29 protein-coding genes and 1 other annotated feature are annotated in these 25,876 nt (G+C 43.4%); of the genes, 12 read left to right on the plus strand and 17 right to left on the minus strand.

The features are described 5' to 3' along the window. Window positions 1-16: 16 nt before the first annotated feature. On the minus strand, window positions 17-541 hold the full coding sequence (locus EIZ39_RS21270; protein ID WP_129202651.1) for a mismatch-specific DNA-glycosylase: 525 nt from the start codon (window positions 539-541) through the stop codon (window positions 17-19). A gap of 83 nt (window positions 542-624) precedes the next feature. On the opposite strand from EIZ39_RS21270, the gene EIZ39_RS21275 reads away from it, so the two are divergent. Both EIZ39_RS21275 and EIZ39_RS21280 read left to right on the plus strand, forming a co-directional pair. After that, complete coding sequence (locus EIZ39_RS21275; protein ID WP_129202653.1) at window positions 625-1,689, plus strand: acyltransferase; 1,065 nt, start codon at window positions 625-627, stop codon at window positions 1,687-1,689. Window positions 1,690-1,732: 43 nt separating this feature from the next. Continuing rightward, window positions 1,733-3,088, plus strand: coding sequence for an aspartate kinase (locus EIZ39_RS21280; protein ID WP_129202655.1), 1,356 nt, complete (start codon window positions 1,733-1,735; stop codon window positions 3,086-3,088). Window positions 3,089-3,133: 45 nt separating this feature from the next. Here EIZ39_RS21280 and EIZ39_RS21285 read toward each other — a convergent pair whose 3' ends face one another. Next, window positions 3,134-4,186: a potassium channel family protein gene (locus tag EIZ39_RS21285; RefSeq protein WP_164985232.1), complete on the minus strand. Its 1,053-nt coding sequence runs from the start codon at window positions 4,184-4,186 to the stop codon at window positions 3,134-3,136. 83 nt (window positions 4,187-4,269) lie between these two features. Here EIZ39_RS21285 and EIZ39_RS21290 point away from each other — a divergent pair, with 83 nt between their 5' ends. Beyond that, a complete protein-coding gene (locus EIZ39_RS21290) occupies window positions 4,270-4,563 on the plus strand; it encodes a thioredoxin family protein (RefSeq protein WP_129202659.1) in 294 nt (97 codons plus the stop codon). A gap of 600 nt (window positions 4,564-5,163) precedes the next feature. On the opposite strand, the gene EIZ39_RS21295 is transcribed toward EIZ39_RS21290, so the two are convergent. Beyond that, window positions 5,164-6,261, minus strand: a complete 1,098-nt coding sequence (locus EIZ39_RS21295; protein ID WP_240675900.1) for a LysM peptidoglycan-binding domain-containing protein — start codon at window positions 6,259-6,261, stop codon at window positions 5,164-5,166. 157 nt (window positions 6,262-6,418) lie between these two features. Between EIZ39_RS21295 and EIZ39_RS21300 the strand changes: the two genes are divergently transcribed. From EIZ39_RS21300 to EIZ39_RS21310, 3 genes are read left to right on the plus strand one after another with little or no spacing between them, the layout of a single operon-like run. Further along, the gene (locus EIZ39_RS21300) at window positions 6,419-6,631 is read left to right on the plus strand and encodes a DUF5342 family protein (protein ID WP_129202663.1); all 213 of its coding nucleotides are present in this window, start codon (window positions 6,419-6,421) and stop codon (window positions 6,629-6,631) included. Window positions 6,632-6,668: 37 nt separating this feature from the next. Then, entirely contained in the window at window positions 6,669-8,585 is a 1,917-nt protein-coding gene (locus EIZ39_RS21305; RefSeq protein ID WP_164985233.1) for a DUF294 nucleotidyltransferase-like domain-containing protein, read from the plus strand. Beyond that, the gene (locus tag EIZ39_RS21310) at window positions 8,582-9,322 is read left to right on the plus strand and encodes a 3'-5' exonuclease (protein ID WP_164985234.1); all 741 of its coding nucleotides are present in this window, start codon (window positions 8,582-8,584) and stop codon (window positions 9,320-9,322) included. The genes EIZ39_RS21305 and EIZ39_RS21310 overlap by 4 nt, the downstream gene beginning before the upstream one ends. A 30-nt stretch (window positions 9,323-9,352) precedes the next feature. On the opposite strand, the gene EIZ39_RS21315 is transcribed toward EIZ39_RS21310, so the two are convergent. Beyond that, window positions 9,353-9,508 (minus strand): YycC family protein, encoded by a 156-nt coding sequence (locus tag EIZ39_RS21315; RefSeq protein WP_129202670.1) that lies wholly within the window; start codon window positions 9,506-9,508, stop codon window positions 9,353-9,355. 98 nt (window positions 9,509-9,606) lie between these two features. Between EIZ39_RS21315 and EIZ39_RS21320 the strand changes: the two genes are divergently transcribed. Both EIZ39_RS21320 and EIZ39_RS21325 read left to right on the plus strand, forming a co-directional pair. Continuing rightward, on the plus strand, window positions 9,607-10,131 hold the full coding sequence (locus EIZ39_RS21320) for a type 1 glutamine amidotransferase domain-containing protein (protein WP_129202672.1): 525 nt from the start codon (window positions 9,607-9,609) through the stop codon (window positions 10,129-10,131). Window positions 10,132-10,161: 30 nt separating this feature from the next. Further along, window positions 10,162-10,515, plus strand: a complete 354-nt coding sequence (locus EIZ39_RS21325; RefSeq protein ID WP_129202674.1) for a flagellar protein — start codon at window positions 10,162-10,164, stop codon at window positions 10,513-10,515. Between the two features lie 36 nt (window positions 10,516-10,551). Here the strand turns inward: EIZ39_RS21325 and ytxJ are convergent, their stop codons facing one another. Next, window positions 10,552-10,899 (minus strand): bacillithiol system redox-active protein YtxJ, encoded by a 348-nt coding sequence (gene ytxJ, locus EIZ39_RS21330; RefSeq protein WP_129202676.1) that lies wholly within the window; start codon window positions 10,897-10,899, stop codon window positions 10,552-10,554. A 144-nt stretch (window positions 10,900-11,043) separates the two neighbouring features. On the opposite strand from ytxJ, the gene EIZ39_RS21335 reads away from it, so the two are divergent. Next, complete coding sequence (locus tag EIZ39_RS21335) at window positions 11,044-11,226, plus strand: hypothetical protein (RefSeq protein WP_129202678.1); 183 nt, start codon at window positions 11,044-11,046, stop codon at window positions 11,224-11,226. Window positions 11,227-11,341: 115 nt separating this feature from the next. Continuing rightward, window positions 11,342-11,815 (plus strand): DUF2062 domain-containing protein, encoded by a 474-nt coding sequence (locus tag EIZ39_RS21340; RefSeq protein WP_129202680.1) that lies wholly within the window; start codon window positions 11,342-11,344, stop codon window positions 11,813-11,815. 48 nt (window positions 11,816-11,863) lie between these two features. Here the strand turns inward: EIZ39_RS21340 and hemY are convergent, their stop codons facing one another. The 8 genes from hemY to EIZ39_RS21380 all read right to left on the minus strand — a co-directional run bounded on the left by hemY (window position 11,864) and on the right by EIZ39_RS21380 (window position 18,448). Then, complete coding sequence (hemY, locus tag EIZ39_RS21345; RefSeq protein WP_129202682.1) at window positions 11,864-13,306, minus strand: protoporphyrinogen oxidase; 1,443 nt, start codon at window positions 13,304-13,306, stop codon at window positions 11,864-11,866. Window positions 13,307-13,321: 15 nt separating this feature from the next. Further along, window positions 13,322-14,248: a ferrochelatase gene (gene hemH, locus EIZ39_RS21350; RefSeq protein WP_129202829.1), complete on the minus strand. Its 927-nt coding sequence runs from the start codon at window positions 14,246-14,248 to the stop codon at window positions 13,322-13,324. Between the two features lie 16 nt (window positions 14,249-14,264). Further along, window positions 14,265-15,308, minus strand: coding sequence for a uroporphyrinogen decarboxylase (hemE, locus tag EIZ39_RS21355; protein ID WP_129202684.1), 1,044 nt, complete (start codon window positions 15,306-15,308; stop codon window positions 14,265-14,267). A 156-nt stretch (window positions 15,309-15,464) separates the two neighbouring features. After that, window positions 15,465-15,647, minus strand: a complete 183-nt coding sequence (locus tag EIZ39_RS21360) for a hypothetical protein (RefSeq protein ID WP_129202686.1) — start codon at window positions 15,645-15,647, stop codon at window positions 15,465-15,467. A 61-nt stretch (window positions 15,648-15,708) separates the two neighbouring features. Then, window positions 15,709-16,134 carry a hypothetical protein gene (locus EIZ39_RS21365; protein WP_129202688.1) on the minus strand — a complete coding sequence of 142 codons (426 nt, stop codon included), beginning with the start codon at window positions 16,132-16,134 and terminating at the stop codon, window positions 15,709-15,711. A gap of 105 nt (window positions 16,135-16,239) precedes the next feature. Then, window positions 16,240-16,452 carry a hypothetical protein gene (locus EIZ39_RS21370; protein WP_129202690.1) on the minus strand — a complete coding sequence of 71 codons (213 nt, stop codon included), beginning with the start codon at window positions 16,450-16,452 and terminating at the stop codon, window positions 16,240-16,242. A gap of 92 nt (window positions 16,453-16,544) precedes the next feature. Continuing rightward, complete coding sequence (locus EIZ39_RS21375; protein WP_129202692.1) at window positions 16,545-17,408, minus strand: TIGR03943 family putative permease subunit; 864 nt, start codon at window positions 17,406-17,408, stop codon at window positions 16,545-16,547. 20 nt (window positions 17,409-17,428) lie between these two features. Continuing rightward, on the minus strand, window positions 17,429-18,448 hold the full coding sequence (locus EIZ39_RS21380) for a permease (protein WP_129202694.1): 1,020 nt from the start codon (window positions 18,446-18,448) through the stop codon (window positions 17,429-17,431). A 170-nt stretch (window positions 18,449-18,618) separates the two neighbouring features. Here EIZ39_RS21380 and EIZ39_RS21385 point away from each other — a divergent pair, with 170 nt between their 5' ends. Continuing rightward, complete coding sequence (locus EIZ39_RS21385) at window positions 18,619-18,933, plus strand: hypothetical protein (protein WP_129202696.1); 315 nt, start codon at window positions 18,619-18,621, stop codon at window positions 18,931-18,933. 66 nt (window positions 18,934-18,999) lie between these two features. On the opposite strand, the gene EIZ39_RS21390 is transcribed toward EIZ39_RS21385, so the two are convergent. Together EIZ39_RS21390 and EIZ39_RS21395 are read right to left on the minus strand one after the other, a co-directional pair. Further along, entirely contained in the window at window positions 19,000-19,737 is a 738-nt protein-coding gene (locus tag EIZ39_RS21390) for a class I SAM-dependent methyltransferase (protein WP_129202698.1), read from the minus strand. A gap of 17 nt (window positions 19,738-19,754) precedes the next feature. Beyond that, on the minus strand, window positions 19,755-20,657 hold the full coding sequence (locus EIZ39_RS21395) for a TIGR01777 family oxidoreductase (RefSeq protein ID WP_129202700.1): 903 nt from the start codon (window positions 20,655-20,657) through the stop codon (window positions 19,755-19,757). A gap of 175 nt (window positions 20,658-20,832) precedes the next feature. Between EIZ39_RS21395 and EIZ39_RS21400 the strand changes: the two genes are divergently transcribed. Beyond that, window positions 20,833-22,644, plus strand: a complete 1,812-nt coding sequence (locus tag EIZ39_RS21400; protein WP_129202701.1) for a monovalent cation:proton antiporter family protein — start codon at window positions 20,833-20,835, stop codon at window positions 22,642-22,644. A gap of 57 nt (window positions 22,645-22,701) precedes the next feature. On the opposite strand, the gene EIZ39_RS26855 is transcribed toward EIZ39_RS21400, so the two are convergent. Next, window positions 22,702-22,839 (minus strand): hypothetical protein, encoded by a 138-nt coding sequence (locus EIZ39_RS26855; RefSeq protein WP_164985235.1) that lies wholly within the window; start codon window positions 22,837-22,839, stop codon window positions 22,702-22,704. 134 nt (window positions 22,840-22,973) lie between these two features. Beyond that, entirely contained in the window at window positions 22,974-25,418 is a 2,445-nt protein-coding gene (gene leuS / locus EIZ39_RS21405; protein WP_129202703.1) for a leucine--tRNA ligase, read from the minus strand. A gap of 67 nt (window positions 25,419-25,485) precedes the next feature. After that, window positions 25,486-25,698: a binding site (T-box leader), on the minus strand. Window positions 25,699-25,876: the final 178 nt, after the last annotated feature.

A 25,876-nucleotide genomic window follows, 5' to 3' on the forward strand; every position in this document is an offset into this window, starting at 1 on the left:
GGGGAAACTCCTCTCTTTATGGTTTTTGTTGATAGGGTGCAACTAAGTCGTATAAGCCCCGGTAAATATCAACGACTTCCTCAATCTTCATGCGGACTAAACCGCTGGAGGAGGGCCCTACAAACTCCACGACGCCTTCCATGACCGGAGGTTGTTGAACACCCCATCCAAGATTACGCTTTCCGCTATACTCTTCGTACACTCCTTTGCCTACGAAACATACGATTTTAGGTTTATATTTCAAGACTTTCTGCTTCAATAACTCTCGCCCTTCTTGGTATTCCTCTTTTGTAATTTCTAGCGCCGTTCGGGTGGGTCTTGCTACGATGTTCGTAAATCCATAACCAAGCTCTAACAAGTCGCGGTCTTCCTCTGTTGTATACTTTCTTGGGGTTAAGCCAGAACGGTGCAAGATCGTCCAAAAACGGTTATTGGGATTAGCGTAATGATGTCCCGTCTCTCCTGAACGGATACTAGGATTATAACCGACAAATAAGATGAGCAAATGTTCGCGTAGATGATCTGGGATTTCACTTAACATAGAAGGATCCTTTCTTTTTTTACCCTCTCTGCTCTTGTATACTAATCTAATAGGTAGCTGAGAAGGGGGGAGTTCTGTAACGTATGGCGGAACGTTTCCGATTTCTAGATTTTATTAAGGGATGGAGCATCCTTGGGGTTATCGTCATCCATATCGAGCTACTGATTACAGCAGATCATCCCCTTGTCGTTATGGGGCAGATCATCGATATGCTGTTTCGCTTTGCGGTGCCTGTCTTTATTGGGGTTCTCGGCTTCATGACCTATAATAAGTACTGGGGAATGGACAATTGGGATTCATTCCTGTTACATAAGGCGAGAACATACGGTATTCCCTATCTAATCTGGTCAACCGTCTATTATTTTACACCAGACATTTATTACTTGCGACCCGACCTAGGGGTCCTGTCTAGCGTTGTTTTCGGATATTCTGAGGTTCATTTGTACTTTATGGTCGCATACTTTGGTTTTATCCTTTTGACTCCCTTTATCGTGTTAGGGGGAAGGCAAATGACAGCAAGCTCGTTGACTGGAGTTCTAGTATCCGTCGTGATTCTTCATCTGGGGTTGCTTTATACGGCGGAGCAATCCATTTGGCAAGGCTCGTTGGACACGTTCTATCTAAATACGGACGCGAGATTGCCCCTGCATTGGATGTCATTCTACGCTCTAGGACTGCTGCTTGCAATTCATCAGGAGAGAGTAGTCACCCTTGCAAAAAAGGGGAATAAGATCCTTATAAGGGTATGTATGGCTTTGTCTTATCTTTTGTTTGCCGTATTTTTGGTTGAGAGTAGGAGAACTTATTTTATTTATTATACCCCTTTTCTGGTTCCCTTTTCTGTTCTTGCTTTATTACTACTAGGTGGGCTCTATCCAAGGGTGGAATCCAACAGGCTTGTTAGTTTTATTACTTTTATAGGGAGAAATACTTTTCCTATCTATTTATCTCATATTTTATGGATCAAGATCGCCTATTTGTTTGTTGCTCAAGGTCAAGTTTCGATGATTTATCTTTTGCTTATTTTTCTACTAGTCGTCTTAGGGTCAGTTGCTTGGATAAGGGTAGAACGTGACCTAAAGGTTATTATTGGCAACATCGTTTTTACTTTAACGCGGCGAAAAAGGATTGCAAGGAAACTAAAATAGAGAGATAATAAGGTTTATTCAGAAATCAAATTGGGGGATCAAGATGAAGGTAGCAAAGTTTGGCGGAACATCGGTTGCTTCCGCAGCACAAATAAAGAAGGTTTATCAGGTCGTTATTTCCGATCCAGAAAGAAGAGTTGTCGTCGTTTCCGCACCGGGGAAACGTTTTAAGGAAGATACGAAGGTGACGGACTTGCTCATTGCGTGTGCAGAGCAATTCTTAGAGCATGGGGAAGGGAACGACGCTTTTCAAGCAGTTGTATCGAGGTATCGGGACATTGCTCAAGAGCTTGGATTATCCGAGGAAATCGTAGACCGGATATCCATGGATTTACTAGAGATTCTTCATGCTGACCGTTCGAATCCGGCTCGTTACATGGATGCGATTAAAGCAAGTGGAGAAGACAATTGTGCCAAGCTTGTTGCTCAATATTTTAACAGTCAGGGACATGAGGCATACTACGTGAATCCCCAGGAGGCTGGACTGCTGGTAAGTGATGAGCCAGGCAACGCCCAGGTCCTCCCAGAATCCTATGATAATTTGCGTACCTTAAGAGAGCGTACAGGGATCTTAGTTGTACCGGGATTCTTTGGTTATTCCAAGGAAGGCAAGATTGTTACATTTTCACGTGGAGGTTCCGACATTACCGGTTCCATCCTTGCTGCAGGGGTGAATGCCTCTCTTTATGAAAACTTTACAGATGTAGATTCTGTATTTTCCGCTAATCCTAACATGGTTTCGAACCCGAAGGAAATCAAGGTGTTGACTTATCGAGAGATGAGGGAGCTTTCCTATGCTGGTTTTTCTGTGTTCCATGATGAAGCGTTGATTCCGGCCTTCCGTGCAGGCATTCGGGTATGCATCAAGAATACGAATAATCCTGAAGCTCCAGGGACGAATATTGTGCTTGAACGAGATGTTACGAACGGTCCGGTTAGTGGAATTGCTAGTGACACTGGATTCTGCAGTATCTATGTAAGTAAATATTTGATGAACCGTGAAGTAGGGTTTGGACGTAAGCTCCTCCACATCCTTGAAGATTACGGCTTGTCTTACGAGCATACACCCTCTGGAATCGATGATATCTCTGTGATCTTGCGCCAGAAGCAACTCGATGAAAAAGCGGAGAAAGAGATTGTTTATCGTATTTATTCAGAGCTTGGAGCAGATAATGTTGTGGTCGAGCGCGACCTCGCGATGATTATGATTGTTGGGGAAGGCATGAGACATAATGTAGGAACAACAGCTAGAGCAGCAAGTGCTTTGGCGAAATCCGGGGTCAATATCGAGATGATCAACCAAGGTTCCTCCGAGGTCAGCATGATGTTCGGAGTAAAAGGCGTGGATGAAGTAAAGGCGGTTCAGGCTCTTTACAGCGAGTTTTTTGATAATAAGTAATAGTTAGGTTAGGCCCCCCTCAGTTTTGAGGGGGGTTCATTATTTCTAAGAGTGAGGAGCAGCCTTGATTTTATCATAGGTTTCTCTGTCACAGATCACAAATAGCTTTGCCTTAGGTGGAATGGGATCGGATAGCTTTTGATTAATATAGAGGTCACTACCGTCGGAGATCAGGGTCGCACCTTCATCAAGAAGCTCGAAGAAGGCCTCACGGTACGTATTCCAGTGGGGGCGCTTTTCAATCTCGTATAAGTTCTCACCGTAAGTTCGGCTCATCAGTTCAGCATAGATATCGGTAACTCCGTGCGTGAACAAGGATCTTACCGCAGCATGAGAGACCATTTCGTAGGAAGGGATGAATTCTTCGATTCGGACATGCTTGAACATGTTGATATGATCCTGGTTAATAACCTCAACGGTCACATGAATCCTTGCCTTGTATTTTTCCTCTAGTGCATTGATGGCTGTCGCCACGAGAAGAGTCTTTCCGTCTAATAGGATGGGATCAGAGATGTGAACATCGTTTTGAATGTAGGAGGCAAAGATGATGACCCCTTTTGACTTGAGAATATTAGCGGATAATAGAGTCTGTTCCTCAGTCGCTCTACCTCTGACGTAATGAACACGCTCTTCAAGTATAGGTGTCTTCCTCAAGTCTGCTATGAGAACGATCTCAACATGGGGCTCAGAGGTGAGGATTTCTCGAATAGCTAATTCTGATTTGGCACTCCAGCCTACGATAATGAGATGATCTTTGCCTGTAAAGTTCATTTTTCCTTCCTCTCGCCATCTTTTCATCACAGTAATGGAGTTTATAACTTTACCTATAACAACTCCAAAAATCCCTATGCCGGTAATATAAAGGAACATAGCAAACGTTCTACCGAGTGTGGTGATGGGGGAATAATCCCCGTACCCCACAGTGGTGAGAGTCGTCATCACCCACCACATGGCATTAAAGTAGGTTCCAAAGGTAGAAGGCTCAATTTCAAAAGCAAGATAAGAGCAAAATAGGACATACACGATCACAAAAGGGATGAATACGCGATTTCGGGATCGAATCAGAAAGAATAACAGCTTCTTAGGGATTAATTCCAATCTGAATCCTCCTTGAATACGGAAGTAGTGTATCATTAGTTTGGACAAATTGGGCTCTGAAATAAACAAGGAGATGGAGATCGATGTTACAAGAATGGAAAAAGGAAGAGAATGACTTTGTAGCTCTCTACTTTTATACCCCTTTATGCGGGACGTGTAAGGTCGGGGAGCGGATGCTAGAAGTTGTCCAGGTGGCGTTACCTGAGGTGAAGATCTACAAGGTGAATATTAACTTGCATGTGGAATGGGCACACGAATGGAAAATCGAGAGTGTTCCATGTCTAGTGGTTGTGAAGGGAGGAAAGGTAGTAGAGAAGAGGTATGCCATGCAATCGGTAGGTCACTTGTATGAGCTGTTGAAGGAGAAGTTGGGGTGAGGGTGGAAGTGAGTTGGGAGTTGGGCTGGTTAGAGCTGGTGTTAAGCGGAGGTTTTTCCGTTATTTTAACCAGAGGGTAAAAAAGGCTCAAAATAGACGGAGATTTTTCGTTAATGTGTAAAAAGTGACCATTTTTTAGGTTTTTGGGGCCCTTAGGCGGAAATCTTCCTGTTATTTCAGGCCAAAATACCTCAAATGTAAGAATAACGGAAATTTTTCCGGTTATGTCGGTTCCTAGTTGGTTGTAAGCGTTTTCGTACTAGATTGAAAAAGCAGCTGGTGTTAAGCGGAGGTTTTTCCGTTATTTTAACCAGAGGGCCAAAAAAGCTGAAAATAGCCGGATATTTTTCCGTTAATGTGTAAAAAGTGACCATTTTTTAGGTTTCCCAGGCTCATAACATAATTAGCTAGAGGATCATGGAATCACCGGATCAAACTAAATTTCTNCCCAGGCTCATAACATAATTAGCTAGAGGATCATGGAATCACCGGATCAAACTAAATTTCTCACCAATACAGTAACAAAACTGATATTTTGTAACCCTATTTTTAAGCTGTAAAAATGGAGGGGGTTGCCCTCCAAATCTCGGATCAAAATGTTTATTCAAATTCCCACCATTTCAGATACCAATACGGATTCATGGGTTTCCATGTCGGACTTGACGTGTCATACATGCCTAAATGCAAATGTGGTTCAAACATGCCTTTGGTTCCCACTTCTCCGTAACCTGTGGATCCTATATAGCCTATTAACTGTCCTTTCGTCACCTTTTCTCTTAGATCCGTCCCTGCTGCGTATCCAGCTAAATGTGCGTAATAAAATGCGATACCATTTTCTGATTCAATTGTTAGTCTCCATCCTCCATAGGTATTCCACCCTTTTCGGATGATTCGACCATCCTCTATGGCGAACACTGGAATCCATTTAGTGGCAAAGATATCAATTCCTTCATGACTTCTCGTATTCCCTGTTGTCGAGTAGTCTCTTCGATCTCCATAGCCGTTTTGGTATGGTTGATAAGTCCCCTCAATCAAGGGGAATAAAGCGTTTGTGAACATATCAGGCGGCTTCAGGGACGGCTGAGGCGGGATATAAAGAGTTTGTCCAGGCTGTAATAGATCGCTTGTAAGTTGATTTGCTTCACGAATGGCGGATACTTCCGATTCTGTTATAGCCGCTATTCGACTTAAAGTGTCCCCTGATTGAACCGTATAATAAGGACTTTGGACCTGCAAGTGTTGTCCAGGGTAAACTTGAGGCGATGACAGATGATTCCACTGCACTAGTTGATCGACAGAAATGCCGAAGCGCTTAGAAATCTTCCACAAGCTATCATCTGTCTTCACGCGATAGTGCCTCTCTCTTCTCTCTGCCTTCGCGAGTTGATGGACGAAACGAGTAGACATCTCGGAAGATTGGGTGGAAGGATTAATCCGTACAGGCTGATCCATGGTGATTCGCGCCCCATTTTTAAAGGCGATACGCGAGCCGACAGTGAGCTGAATCTGGTTACCTGCTCTTTCAATTCGAATCATTTGCTGATCCGGTACCCAGTCTACTTTTGCACCGATCGATTCAAATACGTTTCGAATGTTGACATAACCACTGGCGGCATCTGCCATGGACCTTCCTTCAATGGACCCCAGTAGAAAGATGATACACATGACGAGACCCAATGCCAGTAAAAGCTTTTTCATAAGGTAATCCAATCCTTTCTTCTAAGAACATCTCTTTTATTTTGTACATCCGAGTCCTTTTTACTAAAAATCCACTCTACTTTCAGGTACAATGACATAAAGGTTTCACTTTTCAAACAACAATCAATAGTGAGAAAATAGTGAGGAGGAAATACTCGTGATCACCCACTTTCAGCTAAGAGAGACCAAAGGAAAGGATTACTTCCGCAAGGCATGGCATTTTCAATTCTTAATAGAAGGACAATGGTTGAGTGGGATTTATCATCAGGATGGGACGATTGATTGGAACGGTGAAGGTTACTCTGGAGCGCACGAGCAGGAATTGACGAGGGAAATTCATCGATTAATGAGTTATCACGTTTTCCGTTAGACAACCTAATCTAATGGATTATATAGGGGGAAAAGCAATGAAGTACGATCAGCAGAAGCAATTTTTACAAGAGCACGCTATTTTTCAAGTGTTAGAGGAAAAACAACAAGATCGCTTACTGCTGAGTGGCGAGCTTCAGCGGATTCCGAAATATCACTATGTAATCCATGAGCGACAAACCAATGATGATATTTTTTTACTGCTAGAAGGCGTAGCGAAAAATACCTTCATTAACGATCAAGGTGAAGAAGTGGCGGTTCTCTTCTATCATCCGGGTGATCTTATTGGGATTATCTCTGCCATTACCCACAGGAAGACCCAATTTTCGGTTCAATCGATGAGTGAACTTCTTCTTCTTCGCATTCCACATCATCTCTTTTCGGATCTCCTGCGCGAAAACCTTCTCTTTTCAGAAAAGATGGTTCGGATGGTTAGTCAACGGTTAGACAATCTCTATGAGAAAATACAAGAGGAGTATTCTTATCATGCCCATGGGCTCGATACCTACCCTTATAGAAAAAAGATCGGAGAAATCATGAGTACACCCGTTCTAACCGCTCGATTAGAGGATTCGCTGTTAGAGCTGGCTAGAAGAATGGATAAAGCCCAGATCTCTTCTCTTGTCATCGTAAGTCAAGACCAGGTTCCACAAGGGATTGTCACGCAAAGAGACATCATTCGGGCTGTAGCCAACCAGCCAACCCTGATCTCCCAACTGCAGGCCCATGAACTCATGACTCGAGAACTTCTCACTCTCCCTCCAGATGCCTACTTTTATGAGGCTTTGCTTATGATGGTCAAGCATCAGGTGAAGCATATTCCGATTACAGCATTAGACGGCCGATTAGAAGGCATCGTTACGATGCGTAACTTAACCCAGGCAAGAGGGAACGCTGTTCTATCGGTAGTCGATACGATTGAGTCCCAGCAGTCCATCGAGGGATTGGCAAATTGTAAAAAGCAGATCCATCAGATATTAGAATCCATGGTTAAAGAACAAGCAACGGCACATGAAATGTGTACCCTTATTACGGAGTTGAATGATCGATTACTTCGAAGACTCATCGTACTTTCGGAACAAGAAATGGCAGCTGAGGGTCTGGGACTGGCTCCTGTAGAATACTGCTGGCTAACCATGGGTAGCGAAGGCCGCCGAGAACAAACCTTAAGTACGGATCAAGATAATGCCATCATCTATCAGGATGTATCCTCTGACGAAAAGGAAAAGGTGGTGGGTTACTTTGCACAGTTTGCCGAGAAGATGGTTTCAGGACTTGAACGATGCGGATTTCCCCGTTGTACAGGCAATGTCATGGCTACGAATGCACGCTGGTGCCACAGTGTGTCGGAATGGAAGCAAGAAGTAGATCAATGGTACAAGAGCTTGGAGGGGGACGAACTTCGTAATTTCACGATTTTCTTGGATTTTCGTGGGGCCTACGGACAGATGGCCCTAGCGGAAGAGATTCGAACTTACTTGATTAGTAAAAGGAACCACTACCTCATCCATCGATTAGCAGAAGATGATCTAGAATACCATGTTCCTCTCGGGGCTTTCGGAAGAATTATTACGGATCGTGGAGCGGACATTCCAGATTCTATTAATTTGAAGCATGGGGCGGTCATGCATATTGTCAACGCGATGAGAATTCTCTCCCTTCATGTTGGCGTGACGGCTATATCAACCTTAGAGCGATTAGCGGCATTGCAAGCTAGAGGAATTTTTACTTTAGAAGAAGCTGAGGAGATTGAAAAGGCGTTTAACACACTCATGGTCTTTCGCATTCAGGAGAATTTGCGCCAGATGACAACCGGGGTTCCCTTAAGTAACTCGATCTGTGTAAAGTCATTAACGAAACAGGATTATATTAAGCTCAAAAGAGCCTTATCAACGGCGAAATGGGTACAGCAGATGATTGCGCGCCGATTCCATGTAGGAGGAGCTCGTTTATGATCACAGGCTTTAAAAAGTGGATCCAGTACATCTTGTTCGATAAGAAGACAACCATATCCTACAATCCAGAGCTGCTAACCTCTATCTCAGATCTCTTGCTTCAAGCCAAGAGGTATAGGCATGACCCCTCTCTTCCACTGAAGGATACCACCTTTGTGATCTTCGATACCGAGACGACCGGCTTCCACCCGTATGCTGGCGATGAGTTGCTGTCTATTGGTGCTGTTCTTATCAAGAATGGGGAGATCAACGAGGAAAAAGTGTTCCATGAATGGATTAATCCCTATCGAGCTGTGCCCTCACAGGTGGCTGAAATTACCAAGGTCAAGGAGGAGGATCTACAAGATGCTCCCCCTGCGCTCGTGGTGATTCACAAATTTCTTCAATACATTGAAGGTCATTATTTGGTGGCTCACTGCGCCGATTTTGATTTGAACTTTATAAATATTCAATTGAAAAGGTATGTTCGTTCCAAATTAACCAATCCGACCATTGACACGATGTCATTATCCTATCATCTACATCCCTCTCAGAAACTACATAACTTAGATTATCTCCTTGGTCTCTACCACGTGCCGATTAAGAATCGCCACCATGCACTCGGTGACGCAAAGATGACCGCTGAGCTATTCTTAAAATTTATAGACCGGCTTGAACGACGTGGGATTACCACGATGAGAGGTTTAGACAACTATATTAAGTCCATGCATATTTTGCACAATCACTCTTCTCTCTAGCAGAAGAGGATGGCTCATACGAGCCATCCTCTATTTTTCTTCTTTCTTTTCTTCCTCTTCCGTACTTAACTCCATGAGCTTCTTCATGAGGATATGCTGGGGCATATGCATGAGTTGTTCTAGAGGAACTTTCAGTTTCTCGGCTAATTTAACGGCAGTTTCAGGGGAGATCTGTAAGGGTTTCATCTCTTCCCCTCCTCTCTCTTAGGATTACCAACCATTATACCAAAATATTTGATATAATAATCTATAGAAACGTTGACGATGGAAAGGGGCCGACCTGAATGCGCTTAGCGGACAAGAAGATCATTGCTTTAGTCGATCATGAATTCGAAGATTTGGAACTATGGTACCCTGTCATGCGGTTACAAGAGGAAGGGGCTTTGGTTCATTTAGTTGGTCCTAAGGCAAAAGAGACCTATGTAGGAAAATATGGTGTCCCTGCCATAGCAGACTATTCGTTCTCCGAAATCAATCCTTCCGATTACGATGGTATCCTTGTGCCTGGGGGTTGGGCACCGGACAAGTTAAGACGTTATCCTGAGGTATTGAACATGGTAAAATGGATGGATCAACACCAAAAGCCAATCGGACAAATTTGTCACGCAGGCTGGGTCTTGATATCTGCGAAAATCCTTCAAGGTAGAAAAGTAACCAGTACCCCTGGTATTAAGGATGATATGGAAAATGCAGGTGCCATCTGGCTTAATGAACCCGTCGTGGTAGATGGTCATGTGGTGTCTAGTCGTCGCCCTCCTGATCTTCCTCCTTACGCTAAGGCTTTTGCAGATGCTCTAGCGACAACGTAAATAGTATGAAAAGAAAGAGGAGAATCCGTCATGAGTTTATCTAACTGCCCAGAGTGTGGAAAGTTATACGTTAGAACCCGTATTGATATGTGTCCTGACTGTGTGAAGAAGATTGAAGAAGATATTGCGAAGTGTACATCATACTTAAAGAGCAATCCTAAGAGCACGATACAGGACGTGAGTGAGGCTACAGGTCTTTCTGTAAAACGGATAACAAAGTTTATTCTCAAGAAGCGTATTGTTCTGGAAGATTACCCGAATTTAGATTATCCCTGTGACCGTTGTGGTACGCTTATCCGCAACAATCGAGTTTGTGTAGATTGCTACCAAAATATTAACTCCCTTGTCCAAACCTTTAAGAATAAGAATAGAATTATAAAATAAAACAAAAAGCTACTGCACTCAGTAGCTTTTTTGGTTTTATCCATCTATTGCTTGTTTTAGCGAGCTCTCCGTGATCTTCCAGTGGGAAGCACTCCAGGTTACCTGCTTGTTTTTAATCACAAGGGCTTGTGGGGATTCATGCTTGACCTGGCAGTCTTCGGCAATTTGATTGGAAATAGGACGAGATTCTATTACCTTAACCAATAAGTACTTGACCTCGGTATCCGATATCTTAGATATATACTGCTCGTACTCCCTTAAGGCTTCCGCGCTAACCGGACAAGCTGTACTGTGCTTGAAGATCACTACGGGATGTTCACCAGATGCTTCCCAATTCTCTCTCCATTCATCAAGGGATGAAATCTCACTCCACTTTTTCAACATGGCTCCCTGCCTTCCTTTTAAAATTCATACATAATTTCCTCCTCCACATTATACCAATGAATTGAATCAAGAAAAACTATGTATAGCTAGAGCTTTTCATGAGAAAACTATATTTATGTGATTAAATTGATGGGGGTTTTTAATATGATAGAATACATGCCACAACCAAGACAAAGATTTGTAGCTTTGCCTACGGGAAATCCGGAGTCCGATTTTTTGGTCTATGATTGTTTGTTAGAGCAATCGATTGGGCGTCCCCATGCTTCTATTCAACCTTGTATGGAAATGGTCGCCCATCTCAATCGTCTAGTTCCTCATTATGAGTAAACTATTGATATATTTAGGTTAAAGCACTTTTAACAACTGATTCATAGAAATCAGTCCTGCTTGTTTGATATAATAAAGGTTACAAATATTAAACAGGATTGTTAGGTGAATCGGTATGAAACGGAAACTCAAACGAGGTCTGAAGTATTACCTCCTCCGCTTGTTTCGCTTGAAGGCAGGCCCTCACCAAATTGCCATGGGTCTGACCCTAGGGTTTGTTCCGAATTGGTTTCCTACTTTTGGTCTTGGTCCTATGCTTTCTATAGCCCTTGCGAAGCTGACAGGAGTCAATCTTGTGGCTGCTGTGATTGGAGGAGTTATGGGAGCCCCGATTTGGCCCATACTGTTCTTATTGAATTATAAGGTGGGAAGCTTCATCTTTAGTGAGCCAAGTAAGGTAAATGACCTGAATGAGGTTCATTATCTAGAGGCTGTAGATGAAACGGTCAGTGGTTTACAGCATTCGGGGAGCTTACAGTATATTACAGGAACTTTTATTAATATTGCTGTTTCTTCTGTATTGATCTACCTCTCGTTTTATTTTCTGTTTAGGAAATACCGAACAACCATATTATTAAAGTTAAGATAAAGGGTGTAAAAAAACTCTAATCTTCATGATTAGAGTTTTTTTCTTTGTTTATGACCTCATAAGATGATCCATTAGTTTAACGGCGGCCATCTTTCCTTGTCCAATGCAGTCGGGAATGCCTACCCCCTCATATCCTGCGCCAGCTAGGTAAATACCTGGTCGTTTAACTTCTAGTTCAGCTCGTACTTGGTGTAGCCGATCGAGGTGGTGAACACGGTATTGAGGCATGGAATTCTTCCAACGTGTGATCTTGTGGAAAATGGGAGCAGCCCCTAGATCGAGAATTTCTTTTAGATCTTTTTTTACCCGGTGAAGCAGTTCTTCATCGCTCCACTCCACATGGCTTTGGTCTCTAGAATGACCGATGTAACAGCGAAGGAGAACTTTGTCATGGGGTGAAGATTGCAACCACTTCGATGACGTCCACGTGCATGCTGTAATGCTGCGACCTTCCTTACGTGGAACAACGAATCCTGAAGCATCCAGAGGATGCTCGATATCCTTACGATCATAAGCCAGGGCTACGTTGGCCACCGAAACATAAGGGGTTTGTGATAAGGCCTCGGACATATCGATGTCCTTAAGAATACCCTTGGTTACAAAAGCAGGAGTAGCTAGAACGATCGCGTCCGTTAGTATTTCCTCGCCTGACTGTGTATGAATCGTGTATTGCCCTCCCCCTTCATGCGGAATGACCTCAGAAACCGTATCATTCGTCCGAATCGTGACCTGGTCTAATTCCCTGATCATAGCATCGATTAAAGTGACCAGACCATTTCGGAAGGTCAAAAACATGCTGTTTTTTATCCCAGGAGGTAAGTCCAGCTGAGGCTGCGGGCTTGCAGCTCCTGATTTGCGACTCAGCAGCATCCCTTTAATAATGCTTCCATATTTTTTCTCTATCGATTTAAATTGAGGGAAGGTGGCATCTAGACTAAGCATCTGAGTGTCCCCGGCATAGATCCCCGAGAGTAAGGGTTCTGCAATATTCTCAGCTACTTCTCGGCCAAGTCGCCGCTGGAGAAAACCACCCAGGGATTCGTCGCCTTCTTCTTTTCTCGAAGGGATCAACAAGTCCATAGCAGCTCTAGCTTTTCCAAGTGGGGAGATCAATCCGGTACGAACAAAAGGCGTAATCTGAGTAGGAATTCCTAAGATCAAACCGGGTGGCATTAAATGAAGACGGTTCTGATGCAGTATGTAATTCTTCCTTGCTGCTGGATTCGTTCCTACTAACTCATCCTGTAATCCTAGTTCAGCTATCAGGTTCATAATGGCGGGTTTACGCGCTAAGAAGGAATCTGGTCCCTTCTCAATTACGAAACCATCTGTGTGTTCGGTCTGAATCTTGCCGCCCAAGCTATGGCTTTTCTCCACCAGAGTAATGGAAATAGGGTACTGTTTTTCCTTGACTTGTTTTTGTAAGTAATAAGCAGCGGTAAGACCTGTAATCCCGCCGCCTACTACCATGATGTGTTTTTGTTTATCCATGTCTTTAACCCCAGTCTATTTTGTAAGTTCCTTCATGACTGCATGGGATAGGGCTTCGATAAATAATGGATCTGCATTGAGAGACGAAGTTCTCTCGAGATGAATTCCTAATTCTTCAGCTAGCTTTTGAGCTTCAATATCAATATCATAAAGAACTTCTAAATGGTCACTCACAAAACCTATGGGACTAACAATGAGGTTGGTTACACCCGTATCTCGGAGTGTCTGCATCTGGTCCAGGAGATCAGGACCTAGCCACGGTACAGCTGTTTGGCCTGCACTCTGCCATCCATTATCCCAATTCGCTACTCCAGCCTTTTCTGCGACGACTTGAGCGGTTTCCCTTAACTGTTCAGGATAAGGATCTCCCATCTCTAGTATCTTTTCAGGAAGACTGTGAGCCGTGAAGAGTACGTTGACATCTTTTTGGACGTCCGTCTCAAACCGAGATAGAGAGGCTTCGACCCGTTGGACCAAAGCATCAATAAACTTGGGCTCTAGATGATAGCTTTTCACGCAGGTTAACTTAATCTGATGCTTAAGCGCTGCTTCCATTGCTGTTTTGTTATAGGTTCCGACACTCATAACGGAATAGTGTGGAGCCAGTACAATTCCGACGGCTTCTGTTATTCCATCGTCAGCCATCTGCGCAACCGCTTCATCAATAAAAGGATGTGCATGCTTCATCCCAATATAAGCCTTAAACGTGTATTCTTCCGATAGTTGATTTAGCTTTTTTTCGAGTTCGCTTACTTGGCTTTGTGTGATCTCATTGAGCGGAGAAACTCCACCAATAGCCTCATAGCGCTCTACCAACTCCTGCAATTTTTCAGGAGTTGGTGGATTGCCTCGTCTAATATGGGTATAGTATGCCTCGACCTGATCAAGACTAGCAGGGGTTCCGTAGGCCATTACCAACAGGCCTAGTGTTTTCTTGTTCATCATTGTTATCCCCTTTTTACCGATTTTTCAGCACACTGGCACTGTACTCATGGATAAAGTCTGTCAAACGTTTGAGCATCTCGCCTGGAACTTCTGGGAAGATTCCGTGTCCTAAATTAAACACGAAACCTGGCTTCTCTAATCCCTGGTCGATGATTTCCTTCGCGCGAGCCTCTAGTACAGGCCATGGTGCAAGAAGCAATGTCGGGTCAAGGTTTCCTTGAACAGCATAGCGGTCTCCGATTCTCTTCCTTCCTTCAGGAATCGAAACGCGCCAATCTAGGCCAATCACATCTGTATCTAATTCGTTCCAGTAAGGAAGAAGCTCTCCAGATCCTACTCCAAAATAGATCTTTGGAGCTTGTAGGTCCTTTAGTTCAGTGAAGATTCTCTTCATTGTCGGATAGACGTATTTCATATAATCTGCAGGGGCAAGGGCACCTACCCAGCTGTCAAAGATTTGAACAGCCTTTGCTCCAGCTTCTACCTGGGCATATAAGTATGTAACGACCATGTCGCCTAGTTTTTCCATTAGATTATTCCACACATCAGGGTGGCTGTACATTAGCTGCTTGGTACGAATGTAGTTGCGGGATGGACCGCCCTCCACCATATAGCTGGCTAATGTAAAGGGAGCACCTGTGAATCCAATCAACGGCACTTTAAGTTCTCTAGCCAGGATCTTGATTGTCTCAAGTACATAGGAAAGATCCTCTGCTGGCTGCAGCGGACGAAGGCTATTAATATCTGCCGCAGTGCGGTACGGAGTCTCGAGCACGGGACCTCGTTTTTCTATAATATCGTATTTTACTCCCATAGGTCCTAGCGGCACCATGATATCGGAGAATAGGATGGCGGCATCTACGCCTAGCTGTTGGACAGGTAGGATCGTCACCTCTGCGCATAGTTCAGGTATATTACAAATTTCCAACAAGCTATATTTTTTACGGATTTCCCGGTATTCTGGTTGGTACCGTCCCGCTTGACGCATATACCATACGGGAGCGTGGTTGATATCTTTTTTTAAACAGGCATTAATAAACGTATCATTGAAGCTCATGAGCAAATCCTCTTTTCTGTCAATTTCGCTACCATTAACCATTATGACGGTTTTGCAGGAATTTAACAAGGTAGAGGCATTTTTGATCTGTGACATTTTTTCAACATTAGTAAAAGGGCGGCCATATTCTCATTGGCCGCCTTCCCTCATCAAAAGCTATTCGTAATTTCCAGTCCTGGTATCATAAGGACCGGGGTTAGGTACGGCAGGCGGGTTAATTATTTCAGGCTGACTGGTTTCGCGCGTCTCGTGTTGATTGAGTAGACCAGCCATATGTGTGCCAATATCTCGCAGTTCTGGATTAAGATGAGTCTTGTTCTTTTTTTGAGCCATCCTCATATACCCTCCCTGACGAATAAATTCAATGGTTAAAAAAAAGGCGGAGGTAGAGACCTCCAGCCTATCGACGGGTTGTTGTACCTCGGTTCATCATGTTTTGGTTTATACGGTCTTCCGTCATGAAGTTATTATCATAGATGTTCCCTGTTGTACCCATTCCAGTTCCAAGACGCGTATCCCCAATTCCTCTATCCGTCCCAAGACCAAGGCCTGTTCCTACTCCTGCCCCAGTACCGTAACGGTTATTATTGGTTCCCATACGATTCCCTGTGAATGGAACAGCACGTCCAGTAGCGTCATAATTACGCCCTTGGAACTGATTCACACGACCTGTATAGTCGTTTACATTATACACTCCGTCGTATCGGTTAACATCAGCTCCTCGGTCGACTCCACATCCTGTGAGCAATCCGACAGTCAACAAACTAACAATACTAAGCGGCTTGAAAATTCGAGTAAATAGACTCTTGTTTTCTGGTTTGTTCAAGTAAAAAACCACCTTCCGCTATAGTTCGCTCCTTTTCTCTCTTAAGAGCGTACTTATAGGATGTGGTTTCGAAAAACAAAGTATGTCTGACATTGTTTGGAGATTTTAGGCTCCAAACTCTGCCTCAAGTTTTTTTCGAACGAGATACTCAATCCTCAGGTCATGGTAAGTCTGATATCGAAGACACTTCTTAAACTCCCCGTGACAATAGAGCTGCACCAATTCAATTTCTTGCTTTAGATCTTCGTCTGTAGCCTCACAATGAAGCTGTACGGAGAATAACTTCTGTTGCTCGTCGAATAGAGGACAACGTTCCATCTCCTCATCCTTCCTTGTGCGTTTCCAAAACTGTTTACTTAAGAGCATCTTTTCCAATTCTATTGGATCTCAATCCTCTTTTCAGCAAAAAATTAATTCAGCTTGGGATATACATAAGGATCTGCTGGCGGTTCTACGATTTCCCATTCAGAAACTTGAATGAAAGGCAATTCGTAATCTCCGTATTGAGTAACCTCGATGGTGCCCTTGACCTTAACCCAGCTATCTTCCTGAACGGTATCGGCGCCTTCCCACTCGGCCAAGAATCCAATGACCCCTGCGTCCGCTATACAGTGAGTGATAATAAATCGAGCGATAACCAATTGTGAGAACGCCATTCCTTCTTCTCTATATACAAAACCGGTCATCTCCACTTCCTTGCCAATGAATTCATAAGGATGAAATGAAATGGTGTCGGCATACTCCACGTAGTCGAAATCATTAAAGACAATAGTCGGTTGCTGAAGCATTCTGTCCAGCGATTCTGTATACAGGTCGTCAAAATAAAGAATAGACGGTTCCTCTTCAGAAAATGAAGGATCAACTGCTTGGGTATCAGGAAACGATGGGGAAGGCATACTTCCGGCCGTTTGCATGAGTACCCCTTTCTTCGCTGCCATCGAGGCATCTAGTGTCTTCGGAGGAAGGATGAATCCTGAGAGAATCGGAGATAGCAATAGCAGGTAGGCCAGTACTCCCTTTATGGACCATCGATGCAGATCGGAATGATCACAGCTCGGGCCACAGTCGTGATCAGGATGTTCCCTAGAAGAGGACTTCTTTATACGGGTAAGTTGTACGACAAATAAAAGAGAAAGAATGGCTAGCGCGATGAGGCTAATCGTGGAATATTTAACATTAATATATTTTCCAAGATCCCCTGTCAGGTGCAATTTTGCGATAAGCGCGGCAAAGCCAAATAAGATAAAGGTTCGAATTACATGCTGAATATTCACTAAGGATCACTCCCCTTTTTCTAAAACCAATATTGACTAATTAAGACGCTGGAGAAGACGGTCATGGTGATTAAGCCCATAAGAACCAGAACAAATCGGAACTTAAACACGGCCATTAGCATAAAGGTGTTCTTTAGATCCAACATCGGACCGTAAACCAAGAAACCTAAGAGAGCTGTTGGAGCAAATAGATTGCGGAACGAAGCAGCAATAAAGGCATCTGCCTCTGAGCATAAGGACAGCAAGTAGGCTAGTCCCATCATCACAAGGGTCGAAGTGACGATGCTGCTCCCTAATTGAAGAATGGCCGCTGATGATACGTACGTTTGAACTAAGGCTGCCAAAAAGGCTCCAATGATCAAGTATTTACCCATGTCGAAAAATTCATCAATGGCATGGTGCAGCGTGTGCTGGATTTTCTTCATCATGGGTTGCTTCTGAGTTTGATTGGTTATGGTATGAAGGGGAATAAATTCATTCTTCATCTGGTTTCCTTTATAGACTAGGGCAACAATGGCTGCGATGACGAGAGCCACGACAAACCCTAGTAGCATTCTCCAACCGGCCATCTTGGCATCATTCCCAAATGCCATATAGGTCGAGAGAATAACAATTGGATTAATGATCGGGCCTGTCAGGAGAAAGCCTATTCCTGCATATAAGGGAACTCCCTTATGAATAAGTCGGCGAACGATAGGTACAATTCCACATTCACAAGCAGGAAAGAGAGCCCCTAATACACAGCTCATGAGTACAGCTAAAAATTTATTTTTCGGCATCCATTTTCGAATATGGTCTTCGGTTACGAAAATCTGGATGATGCCTGCAATCAGAACGCCAATCAGAACGAAGGGAATAGCTTCAATTAAGATGCTTAGGAAAATGGTATTCAAGCTTAGAACAGATGAAGGAATATTAAAGAGAGCACGGTCTGCTGACCCGCTGTCCAGTGACTGAGGGCTGAGAAAAATATAAAGGGCTGCTGCTAATAGAGCGGCACCTGTCAATTCCATTGAAAAGGAACGTAACCACTTAAGCATGAGAAGTTTCCTCCAAGAGTTGATATGTATCGTTTCCTCTTACTAGAATAACGGATTGAAAAAAGATTTCAATAGGTCTCCTCCACTTTCTAGGCAGCTCCAACATCTTCCTCCACTACAAAACCAAGTAAACATCGTGTATAATTTGTTTATATCGGAGGGAGAGCTATATGAAATATACATTTATTTTTGACGACCGAATTGAGCTTGATATGCCCGTGATCTACGTGCCAGTTGAACAATGGGACCAAGAAGAAACGGCAGCTTTTTTTGAAAAAACACAAGGAATTACATCCCAAATTCCAGCAAAAATCCAAGAGTTTGATAAGCGCTATATGCAAAAATATGAAGAGCTACAGCATCGCCCCGAATCCTTCTTCGAGATTATGGATGAGTTGAATGAACTATCAGGAAAAATTAGTGAACTGAATGTTCTATATCTTCGAATTGAGGGAACTTTTCTTCATGCGGGTGGTCATTTCTAAACTGCACCAAAAAAATACCCGAAGAACTGCCATCCTAGTGTGATTGGCATGATTCTTCGGGTATTATCATTTTCTTCCCTTCTGGCAAATAAAAATAATGCGAGCTGAATCATAATTATTGTATGGGGTAGCTTGATAATCCCCAAACAAGTGCAAGATCTCGAACCCTTGTCTTGTTAGCATTTCTTCTAGCTGTGTTGCACTGTATAGTTTTACTCTTTCTTCATAGTGTCGAGTACTCTCCCCGGCTTCTTGGATTATAATTTGCTTTTGTACAAACTCCTCGTTAATTGTCCTCCGTTGCAGGATTTTCATACCAGCTTGCTCACTCTCAGAAGTAGGGACAAGATGAGTCCGTAAGTGTTCTGGATTCAGATAGTCAAATAAGAAGAAACCACCAGGTTTTAAGGCCTTACTAGCTTGCTGTAATATTTTTTCGTTTTCTGAATCTTCAAGGAAATACCCAAAGCTGGTGAACAAGTTAAACACGAGATCCATCTCTTCTGAAAAGGGAATTTCTCTAGCATCCGCTCGCATGTACAAGACTGGAATATTCAAGGATTGGCGAATCGCTTCTTGCAAAAGCACGGCAGATAAATCCACCCCAATGACTCGAAGGCCTAATTGAGCCAACCATCGGCTGTGTCGTCCTTGGCCACAGCACAAGTCGAGAGCGGTTTGGCCAGGTTTTATATGAAGGTAAGGGATGAGTTTCTCTAGTTCCTGGGTAGCTTTTTGTTCATCTCGATGGGCATAGATCTTCAGATAATCCTCCTGGAAGGACTTCTCAAACCATTCTTTCATGGTGAACCCCTTTCTTTCTATCTTGAGAATATGTTTTGTAAGGCTTGTTTAAGATCTGGGAAGTTGTACGAATATCCAGAATCCAGCGCTTTCTGAGGAATGACTTGCTGTCCTTTCAGTAATAAGTCAGACATCTCGCCAAAGGCTAAACGAAAGACAAAAGCTGGTGTTGGAAGCCAATGCGGCCTATTGAGGACAGAAGCTAAGGTTTGCCCAAATGATGCCATTCTAACGGGCTGTGGGGCAGTAAAATTCACAGCGCCTTCGATGTTGCGGGATTCAATACAGTACAGCATGAGCCCAACGATATCCTTAATATGAATCCAGGATAGATATTGTTGGCCCCCACCTATCCTTCCCCCTGCAAATAACTGGTAAGGCAAGGCCATTTTAGGTAAAGCGCCTCCCTCTCTTCCTAGAACGACTCCAATTCGAGCCTTCACGAGTCGGATGCCAAGTTTGGCTACTTGGTCGGCTTCCTTCTCCCAAGCATGGACCACCTGAGCAAGGAAATCATCCGCTTGGGGTTTGGGTCTGTCCTTTTCTGTAAAGAGGGCCTCATCGGAGTGGCCGTAATATCCGACTGCGGAGCCATTTATTACTACGGATGATTTGATCTTCCCCTGTTCCATGAGTTTGACAAGCATTTGGATCGTTTGAACTCTGCTGTTAAGGATGGCGGATTTGGCTCGAGAGTTCCATCGTTGATTAATGGTTTCTCCGGCTAAATTAATGGTCGCATCTACTTCAAGGCAAGGGTCTCCCTCTTGAAGGGGCCACTTTAAGTAGGTTACATGATCTGTTGATTGGTATTTATCAGGTTGGCGTGTAAGTAAAATCACTTTGTATCCTTTGTCAATACAACCTCGGACCAGATGGGAGCCAATAAACCCAGTTCCCCCTAGAATGGCTATCAACATATCCTATCCCCTTTCTGGGAAAAATAAGGCAATCTTACTCTTCTTATTATACAACACTTATACAGTGAAAAGAGCAGATTAGTAAGCATAAATAGTTTAGAGCAAAGAAGTAAGGGTATATTTTCTTGTGGATGTATTTTAAAATAAGATTTAATGCTCGAAAAGGAGGAATAAAATGGAGGAACATCACTCGTTATACTCCCTAATGATTGTCGTCACTCTTGCTTTTCTCATCCCCATTATCTTAGACAGATTGCGTTGGCGTTTTTTGCCTGTAGTCGTGGTTGAAATATTGGCTGGAATTATACTCGGGAAAAGCGGGCTCGGAATTATCGATAATGACGAATGGTTATCCATTCTATCCATGCTTGGTTTTATATACCTGATGTTCCTGAGTGGTTTAGAAATTGACTTCGAATCATTTAAAGTAAGGAAACAAAGTATAGAGGCTAATCCTCTTAAGGTATCTACCATCACCTTCGTGTTTATCTTAGCCATTTCCGCTATCTTTGGTTTTATTTTTCAATGGTTGGGATTTGTATCCGATGGGCTGTTCATGACCTTAATTATTTCTACCATATCTTTAAGTATTGTGGTTCCCATTCTTAAAGATAAGGGAATTATGAATACACCATACGGTCAGTCCATCCTGCTTACAGCTGTCATTTCTGATTTTGCGACGATGATCCTGTTAGCCGTCTATGTAGCTTTACAGGCAGATAACATGGCCAAGCCACTGTTGCTGCTCATCTTGTTTGTCGTTGTATTCTTTTTCTACCGGTTTATGATGCGCTTCAAGAAAGGAAAGATTATTGAAAGAATCTCAAGAGAAAGTGTCCAATTAGGGACGAGGGGAGTATTTGCTCTCATTCTGTTTTTTGTTGTATTGTCTGAAGAAGTCGGAGCAGAAAGTATTCTCGGTGCTTTTTTAGCTGGGGTTCTAGTTTCTTTGGTTTCCCCCAAGAAAGAGTTTACTCACCAGTTGACCTCTTTTGGGTTTGGATTTCTCATCCCTATTTTTTTCTTCATGGTAGGGGCTACTTTAGAGTTGCGTGAACTCTTTATGGATAAGGGAGCCATGATCATCATTCCCTTGATCCTTCTAAGTTATTTTTCATCTAAATTCTTCCCTATTCTGCTATGGAAGAAATGGTTTACATGGAAGGAAACTTTGGCTGCTGGTTATTTGCTGCCTTCTACGCTAAGTTTAGTTATTGCTGGGTCAGCTATTGGTTTAGATCTGGAGATCATTACTCCAACGGTTCAAGCTGCGCTTATTCTAAGTGCCGTCATATCGACCATCATCTTCCCGATCCTTTTTCAGAAGAGTGCTCCTGAACAAACCAAACAGGTTAGTAAGATCATTGCTTTAATAGGAGCTAACACGATTAATTTAGCATTGGCTAAACAATTGCATCAGGATGGGTATGACGTAACGATGTTTACATCGGATGAAACTTTGCTAAGTCAAGAGAGACACTATCCTTTTCATTCTCGTGTTCTATCCAAATTAAGCCCTGAAACTTTAACCGAACATCCGGTATTGGAAAGCGATTATGTGGTTGTGCTAACAAGTGATGAGAAGCTCAATATGGAAATATCCAATTGGGCAAAGTTATCTCATGTCAAAAATGTTATCTGTCGAATCGATTCTGAGGAAAGGCCAACGGATTTAGTAGAAGGAGTTCAGGTATTCTCCACCTTTACCTCGAATCGAATCTTACTTCAGGCGTTAATCGAGCACCCTTCCCTCTTTCGATTTTTACAGACGGATCAAACCATGCATGAGGTGCATCTTGACAATTCGAGTGTTGATGGATTAGTTATTAAGGACTTGTCTTTTTTACGGGATGCTTTGGTCATTCGAATCTTTAGAGATAATGATATGATCATCCCTCATGGTGATACTCAGGTAAGACTAGGCGATACCTTGCTGATTAGTGCAGACCGAGAACAAATAGAGGCGATTCGTAAAGAATGTTCATAACAAAAAAGGAGGCGGTTCGCCTCCTTTTTTGTATGACTAGGTATTCTAAATTAAGTGTCACTCCAGATCATCGTAATCATGTGGACAGAGAAGGGAGTTGCTCAAATAATCATCAGGATCGTCCCCTGCAAAGCAAAGGTCGCAAACTCCTCCATGTAAGATGAACGGAGCCCCGCAACATGAGCACCTTTCCATGTGACACCTCCTTGCCTAGTTTCAAAAGCTTTTAATTAGTATATGGATCAACAGGTAAAACATGTCTAGTAAAGAATGTAAACAAGCCGGTTCCTCCTCTGCTCAGGAAGAACCGGCTTTATCATGCTTACCTCTTATCCAACGACGATATTCACCAGGCGATCTGGAACAACGATGAACTTGCGAATTTGTTTGCCTGTAATGGCATCTTGTACGGTCTCAAGTGCTTGAGCCTTTTCCTTGATCTGTTCTTGATCCATACCTGCGGAGATCACTAGACGATCTTTAATTTTTCCATTCACTTGAACGACAATTTCTACTTCATTGTCTACGGTTAACTCTTCTTTGTATTGTGGCCATGCTTCATAAGCTAAGGTATCGTTATGACCTAAGCGGCTCCAAAGCTCTTCCGCAATATGTGGAGCTAGCGGAGAAAGCAACAGAACGAAAGCTTCCATGGCTGATTTTGGCAAGGTCTGCTCTTTATTCGCTTCATTGAGGAACACCATGAGATGGCTAATCGCCGTATTGAATCTCAGCCCTTCAAGATCGTGAGAGACCGCTTTGATCGTCTTATGAACGGTACGATTAAACGATTCTGAACCTGGATGGTTCCCGATTTTTGGATTCAAATCGCCATTGTCTTGAACGAAAAGTCGCCATACACGGCTAAGGAAACGGTGTGAGCCTTCTACACCATTAACATTCCATGGTTTCGATGCTTCCAACGGTCCCATGAACATCTCATAAATTCTGAGCGTATCGGCACCGAAGTCACGAACGATATCATCAGGGTTCACTACGTTTCCACGAGACTTACTCATTTTCTCGTTATTTTCCCCGAGGATCATGCCTTGGTTTACGAGCTTCTGGAATGGTTCCTTCGTATGAACGACACCGATATCGTAGAGTACCTTATGCCAGAAACGAGCATATAACAAGTGAAGCACTGCATGCTCCGCTCCGCCAATGTAAAGATCTACAGGCAGCCATGTTTCTTGCTTCTCCTTTGAGCAAAGCTCCTCGTGATTGTGCGGATCAATGTAACGAAGGTAGTACCAGCAGCTTCCCGCCCATTGAGGCATCGTGTTGGTTTCTCTTCTTGCCTTCATTCCGGTTTCAGGATCAATGGTATTGACCCACTCCTCGATGTTCGCTAGTGGAGATTCCCCAGTTCCTGAAGGACGAATGGCATCCGTCTCAGGTAAAACGAGCGGTAATTGGTCTTCTGGCACCGGCTTCATCGTTCCGTCTTCTAAATGAAGAATCGGGATGGGCTCTCCCCAATAGCGCTGTCTGCTAAACAACCAGTCGCGCAAGCGGTAGGTTACCTTTTTCTTCCCTTTGTTGTTTTCTTCTAACCAAGCAATCATGCGAGTAATGGCTTCTTTATTATTTAAGCCATTCAAAATATCAGAATTCACATGAGGACCATCCCCCGTGTAAGCATCTTCCTCTACATTACCGCCTGCCACGACTTCCACAATCGAAAGATCAAATTTCTTGGCAAACTCCCAGTCTCTCTGGTCATGACCAGGAACCGCCATAATCGCCCCTGTTCCATAGCTTACTAACACGTAGTCAGCCACCCAGATTGGAAGCTTCGCTCCATTTACAGGATTGATGGCATACGCACCAGTGAATACTCCCGTTTTGTCTTTGGCAAGATCTGTTCTTTCTAGATCACTTTTACGAGTTGCTTGCTCTATATAAGCTTCTACAGCTGCTTTTTGTTCTGGTGTTGTAATCTCATCCACTAGCTTATGCTCAGGTGCTACGACACAATAAGTAGCGCCAAATAGCGTGTCAGGTCGAGTAGTGAACACATCAAGACTAGCTTCATGCCCATCAATTTTGAAGGCAAGCTCAGCCCCTTCGGATTTTCCAATCCAGTTTCGCTGCATGTCTTTAATACTCTCAGACCAATCTAGTTCTTCAAGGTCCTCAAGCAGTCTCTCTGCATAAGCCGTAATACGCAAAACCCACTGTCTCATCGGCTTACGAATGACAGGATGTCCTCCGCGTTCACTCTTGCCATCGATTACTTCTTCGTTTGCAAGTACGGTTCCGAGCGCTGGACACCAGTTCACAGGAATCTCGTCAACGTAGGCTAAACCTCTCTTGTAAAGTTGAAGGAAGATCCATTGCGTCCACTTATAGTATTCCGGATCCGTCGTGGAGATTTCGCGATCCCAGTCATAGGAGAATCCGAGTGACTTAATTTGGCGACGGAAATTATCAATATTTTTCTTAGTAATGTCTCGCGGATGCTGTCCGGTATCTAGTGCGTGCTGTTCGGCCGGAAGTCCAAATGCATCCCACCCCATCGGATGAAGAACTTGATATCCATTCATACGCTTATAACGGGACACGATATCTGTTGCGGTATAACCTTCTGGGTGTCCCACATGAAGCCCAGCTCCTGAAGGATAAGGAAACATATCTAGAGCATAGAATTTAGGTTTATCCGGCTGTTCTACCAGCTTAAAGGTTTTATTCTCTTCCCAGTGATGCTGCCACTTCTTCTCAATTGTACGGTGATCGTAAGTTGTAGGGGACTTTGCTTGTTCCGTAGTCATAACTACCTCCAAAAGATTGTTGAATGATAAACAAAAAAATAAAAAAACCTCTCATCCATAGCTGATCGCTAGGGACGAGAGGAGATTCTCCCGCGGTACCACCCTAATTAGTACATATGTACTCACTTATTACACCCTTAACGCGGGCTAACGGCCGGATCTACTCAGATTCAATCCTGCAGCTCCGAGGTGAGTTCCCTGTCCTCTGCGTTGACTCGCACCCTCCGTCAACTCTCTGAATGCATCGGTTCCACGTACTATTCCTCGTCATGGCTGTTAAGCATTTATGTAAGATGCCTTCGTAAACACGAAGTTTCTAAAAAACTAATAGGTCTATTTTATTGTTTTTTTCGCAAACCTGTCAATAAAAGTTTTCTCACTATGATTTATTTATTGACATTTTATCCGGTTTTTAAACATAGGCCGCAGCAAATACTATGGGAGATACTATTGAAAGG

This window comes from Ammoniphilus sp. CFH 90114 (assembly GCF_004123195.1).
Lineage (GTDB): Bacteria > Bacillota > Bacilli > Aneurinibacillales > RAOX-1 > YIM-78166.